The sequence below is a fragment of the Stenotrophomonas sp. P5_B8 genome (assembly GCF_054049855.1).
In genome coordinates, this window is record NZ_JBFULO010000795.1 from 1 (window position 1) to 815 (window position 815).

The 815-nt window shown below is 70.7% G+C and carries 1 protein-coding gene; it reads left to right on the forward strand.

Annotation, left to right across the window (positions count from 1 at the left end):
* The coding region (locus tag ACXJKH_RS21505; protein WP_457322425.1) for an efflux RND transporter permease subunit at window positions 1-815 on the forward strand (815 nt) is incomplete at both ends.

Here is an 815-nt window from a genome sequence, read left to right on the forward strand (position 1 = left end):
AGATGGGGCTCAGCCTCAACGTGATGTCGCTGGGCGGCCTGGCCTTGGCCACCGGCCTGGTGGTGGACGACTCGATCGTGGTGCTGGAGAGCATCGCCAAGGCGCGCGAGCGTGGCCTGGGCATCCTGGAGGCGGCGATCGCCGGCACCCGGGAAGTCAGCATGGCCGTGGTCGCCTCCACGCTGACCACCATCGCCGTGTTCCTGCCGCTGGTGTTCGTTGATGGCATCGCCGGCCAGCTGTTCCGCGACCAGGCGCTGACCGTGGCGATCGCCATTGCGATCTCGCTGCTGGTGTCCATGACCCTGATCCCGATGCTGAGCTCGCTCAAGGGCCGTCCGCCGCTGGCCTTCCCGGAGGAACCGGCGCACGCCACCTGGCAGCCGGAACAGCGCTGGCTCAAGCCGGTGGCCGGTAGCCGTCGCGGCGTCGGCGCGCTGGTGCGCTGGACCTGCTTCGGGCTGGCGTGGGCGGTGATCCGCGTGTCGCGCGGGGTCGTGGCGGTGGTTGGCCCGGTGATGCGCAAGGCCAGCGATGTGGCGATGAAGCCCTACGCCGGTGCCGAGCGCGGCTACCTCAAGCTGCTGCCGGGTGCCTTGCACCACCCGGGCAAGGTGCTGGGCCTGGCTGGCCTGGCCTTCGTGGCCACCCTGGCGCTGGTGCCGATGCTGGGGGCCGACCTGATCCCGCAGCTGGCCCAGGACCGTTTCGAGATGACCGCCAAGCTGCCGGCCGGCACGCCGTTGAAGCAGACCGATGCCCTGGTCCGCGAGCTGCAGCTGGCCCACGCCAAGGACGGCCAGATCGCCTCGTTG